General features: G+C 71.6%; 1 protein-coding gene and 1 pseudogene. Both read right to left on the reverse strand.

What is annotated here, in order from left to right; all coding sequences use genetic code 11:
• Positions 1 to 670 (reverse strand): annotated as a pseudogene (locus GUY61_RS33970) (antitermination regulator); the annotation flags it as partial.
• A gap of 588 nt (positions 671 to 1,258) precedes the next feature.
• Positions 1,259 to 5,501, reverse strand: a 4,243-nt coding sequence (locus GUY61_RS33975) for a HAMP domain-containing protein (protein WP_243766948.1), incomplete at its 5' end; no start/stop codon positions are given.

The following is a 5,501-nucleotide window of genomic DNA, read 5'->3' on the forward strand; positions in this document are numbered from 1 at the left end:
GGCGGCTCGGTGACCGGCCGCCCGTACAGGGCGAAGAGCTGCTCGGCTCGGCCGGATCGGCGGTCTCGTCCTCGGTGCGCCAGATGAGCAGGACCTGATGGCCGTAGCGGGTGATGCTGATGTCGGCGACGGTCGTCAGCGGCACCTGGCCGACCAGGGCGGTGAAGGTCATGCCCGGCGCCCGGAACGACTCGCCCGTTGCGTACACGCGTTCGATGTGCTCGAAGAGTTCGTCCTCGCCGGCGGCGAGCGGGTACGCCTCCAGCAGAAGCGTTCCTCCGACGGTGCTGCGCGACCGCCCCGCGGGATCCACGAACCGGGGGTTCAGGTGCTGGATCCGGAAGTCGACGAGATGGCCGTCCGCGTCGAGGTGGGGGAGCAGGACGAGTGCCGGGTCGAAGAGGGCGTCGGCCAGGTCCACCAGTTCAGGGTCGGGCGGCAGCGCGGGTGGCACCGCCGACGACCCGGCGGGCGAGGACCCGGCGGACGGCAGGGTCTCCAGCGTGTGCGCGCACAGCTCGGCCAGCGCCTCGATCTGCCGGACGATCTGCGGCGGCTGCGGCCCCAGTGGCTGTGGCCAGCAGATCTCCAGCACGCCGTGAACACGGCCGCCGGTCCCCGCGGGCACGGCGACCCGTCCGCCGCCGGGGTGGGACGCCTGGCCGACGGAGCCGCCGGAGGCCTGCGCCCGGCCCCTCCCGGCACCGGCCGTCCGGGCGTCGGCCGTTCCGACGCCGGGTGCTCGGGCCGTCCCGTCGTCAGGACCCTGCTCATCGCGTCCGGCGAGGACCGGTTCCGCGTCGCCCGGCAGCGTCCCGGCCGGGTAGCCGGGGTCCGGGTCTCCGGCGCCGGTGGTGGCCAGGGTGGCTCTGGTGGTGGGTGCGTTGCCGGGGGTGTCTTTGGTGGTGGGTGCGGGCGTGCCCGTGGCTGCCGGTTCCGCGTCGGACGGCAGCGGTGTCGGGGCCGGGTGGCCGAGGCTCGAGACCGCCGTGGGCGGCCGGGACAGGCTCGGAGCCGGCCCCGACCGCCGCCTGGGCCGGCGCGGCTCCGGCAGCGGTGCCGCGGGGCATCCCGCCGCTGCCGGTCGGCCGGACCTCGTCCGGGTGCGACGCCGTGGCGGGGGACGGGCCGGTGTCCGCGCCGGGACCGGTCGCGGAGACCGCGCCGGCGCGGGGTTCGCGGGCGGAGGCCGGCTCGCTCACCGGGGTGCCCCCGGCGGCGGGCCGGGGACGCGGGAGGCCGGCGTCGGGTGCGGTGCTCATGCGCTCAGCCACCTGCGGACGCGACTGATGAGATCGTCGGCGTCCACCGGCTTGGTCACGTAGTCGCTCGCCCCGGCCGCGAGGCTCTTCTCCCGATCGCCCGGCATCGCCTTTGCGGTGACGGCGATGATCGGCAGCCCGGCGTACTCGGGCATACGGCGGATCTCGGCGGTGGCGGCGTAGCCGTCCATCTCCGGCATCATCACGTCCATGAGGATCAGCGCGATCTCGGGGTTCGCCTTGAGGGCCTCGATGCCCTTGCGGCCGTTCTCCGCGTGCAGCACCTGCATCCCGTGGAGTTCGAGGATCCCGCTGAGCGCGTACAGGTTGCGGGCGTCGTCGTCGACGACCAGCACCGTGCGGCCCGCGAGGCCGCCGTCGACGGCGGCCGGCGGCTGTGCCTCCGGCTCCTCGGGGCGTACCAGCGGCAGCACGTCGCCGGGCTGCTCGGCCGACAGGTGCAGGGCGATCCGCTCCCGCAGTTCGTCCAGGCTGGACAGCAGTTCCAGCGGGCGTCTGCCGGCGTGGGCCTGGAGCCGCCGTTCCTGCTCGGCGTCCAGCCGGCGGTTGTTGTGGGCGAGCACCGGCAGGTCGGCGAGGGCCGAGTCCCCGTCCATCGCCTCCAGGAAGCGCAGCGCCTCGTCGTCCGCCATGTCGAGTTCGAGCACGACGCAGTGGCACGGTCCCGCGGCGAGCGCCTCGGCCGCCTCCTGTGCGCCTACTGCGGTGACGACCTCGACGGTCCCGTGCGGCCCGGCCCCCAGGTCACGGCTGCCCGCGAGGTCGGCGACGGCGCTCTCGGCGACGAGGGACAGCAGTCCGTGCTGACGTTCCTCTATGACCAGCAGCCGGCGCTTCTGCGGGGGCGCCTGCGCCTTTCGGTCCCCCGCCCGGGTGGTGTCCCGTTCGCTCTCCGCCCCGGCCGTCCGCCGCGCCGCCTCGACGGCGGCCGCACCGGCCCCCGGCTGCTCGAAGCCGGGGCGGGCGACGGGCAGATAGAGGGTGAACGTACTGCCCTCGCCCGGTGTGCTCTCGGCGGTGATGGCCCCGCCGAGGAGGTACGCGATCTCCCGGCTGATGGAGAGCCCGAGGCCGGTGCCGCCGTACTTGCGGCTGGTCGTCCCGTCCGCCTGCTGGAACGCGCCGAAGATGGCCTCCAGTTGCTGTGCCGGGATGCCGACGCCGGTGTCCTTGACGCGGAAGGCCACGGCGGCTCCGCCGCGGTGCACGGCGTCGGGGAGTTCGCTGTCGGCGGCGGGCTCGATGCGCAGCTCGATCCCGCCCCGGTCGGTGAACTTCACCGCGTTGGACAGCAGATTGCGCAGCACCTGCCGCAGCCGGGAGTCGTCCGTCAGCAGGTCGACCGGCACGCCGGCGGCGGTGCTGATCTTGAAGTCGAGGCTCTTCTGGGTGGTGAGCGGCCGGAAGGTGGCCTCGACGTAGTCGAGCAGCCGGCGCAGCGGGACCCGCTCGGGGTTGATGTCCATCTTCCCCGCCTCGACCTTCGACAGGTCGAGGATGTCGTTGATCAGCTGGAGCAGGTCGGAACCCGCGGAGTGGATGATGCCCGCGTACTCGACCTGCTTCGGGGTGAGATTGCGCGAGGGGTTCTGGGCCAGCAACTGGGCCAGGATCAGCAGGCTGTTGAGCGGTGTGCGCAGTTCGTGGCTCATGTTGGCCAGGAACTCCGACTTGTACTTCGAGGCGAGGGCGAGCTGCTGGGCGCGCGTCTCGAGTTCCTGCCTGGCCTGCTCGATCTCCAGGTTCTTCGCCTCGATGTCGCGGTTCTGGGCGGCCAGCAGCGCCGCCTTCTCCTCGAGTTCCGCGTTGGAGCGCTGCAACTCGTCCTGCTGCACCTGGAGTTCCTCGGAGCGTGCCTGGAGCTCCGCGGCCAGCCGCTGGGACTCGCCCAGCAGTTCGTCGGTACGGGCGTTGGCGACGATGGTGTTGACGTTGACGCCGATGGTCTCCATCAGCTGGTCGAGGAAGTCCCGGTGGATCTGGGTGAAGGGCGTCACCGAAGCGAGCTCGATCACGCCGAGCACCTGCTCCTCGACCACGATGGGCAGCACCATCAGGGCGGTCGGCACGGTCTGCCCGAGCGCGGAGGAGATGGTGACATAGCCGCCGGGCAGCTCGTCGACCATGATCGTCCGCCGGTTGCGGGCCGCCTGGCCGACCAGGGTGCGGCCGAGCCTGATGCGCTCCGGCCGGCTGTCGTCGTCGGGGTAGCCGTACGAGCCCACCAGCCTGAGCCCGGAGTGGTCGGAGTTCTCCTCGGCGAGATAGAAGGCGCCGTACTGCGCGGACACCAGCGGCGTCAGCTCGTCCATGATCAGTTCCGCGACCACCGACAGGTCGCGGTGGCCCTGCATCAGTCCGGAGACGCGGGCCAGGTTGGACTTCAGCCAGTCCTGTTGCTGGTTGGCCCTGGTGGTCTCGCGCAGCGAGCCGACCATGGAGTTGATGTTGTCCTTGAGCTCGGCCACCTCACCCGAGGCGTCGACGGTGATGGAACGGGTCAGATCGCCCTCGGCGACGGCGCTGGCGACCTCTGCGATGGCCCGTACCTGACGGGTGAGGTTGCCCGCCAGTTCGTTGACGTTCTCCGTCAGCCGCTTCCAGGTGCCCGAGACGCCCTCGACCTCGGCCTGGCCGCCCAGGCGGCCCTCGCTGCCGACCTCGCGCGCCACCCGGGTGACCTCGGCGGCGAAGGAGGAGAGCTGGTCCACCATCGTGTTGATGGTCGTCTTCAGCTCCAGGATCTCGCCGCGCGCGTCCACGTCGATCTTCTTCGACAGGTCGCCGTTGGCGACGGCTGTGGTGACGAGGGCGATGTTGCGCACCTGCCCGGTCAGGTTGTTCGCCATCGAGTTGACGTTGTCGGTGAGGTCCTTCCAGGTGCCTGCGACGTTCGGCACCCTGGCCTGGCCGCCGAGGCGGCCCTCGGTGCCGACCTCGCGGGCGACGCGGGTGACCTCGTCGGCGAAGGCCGAAAGAGTGTCGACCATCGTGTTGATGACGCCCGCGAGCGCGGCCACCTCGCCCTTGGCCTCGACCGTGATCTTCTGCGAGAGGTCGCCCCGCGCGACGGCGGTCGCCACCTGCGCGATCGAGCGCACCTGCCCGGTCAGGTTGGACGCCATGACGTTGACGTTGTCGGTGAGGTCCTTCCAGGTGCCGGAGACACCCCGTACGGTCGCCTGGCCGCCGAGATTGCCCTCCGTGCCGACCTCGCGGGCGACGCGGGTGACCTCGTCGGCGAAGGAGGAGAGTTGGTCGACCATCGTGTTGATGGTGTTCTTGAGTTCGAGGATCTCGCCGCGGGCGTCCACGGTGATCTTCTGGGACAGGTCGCCCTTGGCGACGGCCGTGGCCACCTGGGCGATGGACCGCACCTGGGCGGTCAGGTTCCCCGCCATGAAGTTCACCGAGTCGGTGAGGTCCCGCCAGGTGCCGGAGACGCCCTTGACGTCGGCCTGGCCGCCGAGGCGGCCCTCGGTGCCGACCTCTCGCGCCATCCGGGTCACTTCGTCGGCGAAGGAGGAGAGTTGGTCGACCATCGTGTTGATGGTGTTCTTGAGTTCGAGGATCTCGCCGCGGGCGTCCACGGTGATCTTCTGGGACAGGTCGCCCTTGGCGACGGCCGTCGTGACCTGGGCGACGTTGCGCACCTGGTCGGTCAGGTTGCCGGCCATGAAGTTCACCGAGTCGGTGAGGTCCCGCCACACGCCGCCGACGCCGGGCACCTGCGCCTGGCCGCCGAGCCGGCCCTCGCTGCCGACCTCGCGCGCCACCCGGGTCACTTCGTCGGCGAAGGCCGAGAGCTGGTCGACCATCGTGTTGACGGTGTCCTTCAGCTCCAGGATCTCGCCGCGGGCGTCCACGTCGATCTTCTGCGAGAGGTCGCCCTCGGCCACCGCGGTGGCCACCTGGGCGATGTCACGGACCTGGGTGGTCAGATTGCCCGCCATCGCGTTCACGGAGTCGGTGAGGTCCGCCCAGGTGCCCGAGACTCCGGGCACCTGCGCCTGGCCACCGAGCGTGCCCTCGGTGCCGACCTCGCGGGCCACGCGGGTCACCTCCGAGGTGAACAGCGACAACTGGTCGACCATGCCGTTGAACACCGAGGCGATCTCGCCGAGGAGACCGTCGGCCCCGTCCGGCAGCCGCGTCCCGAAATCGCCGTCACGCACGGCGGTGAGCCCGGCCAGCAGCTGACGGAGTTCCGGCTCGCCC

The organism is Streptomyces sp. GC420 (assembly GCF_009916105.1).
GTDB lineage: Bacteria > Actinomycetota > Actinomycetes > Streptomycetales > Streptomycetaceae > Streptomyces.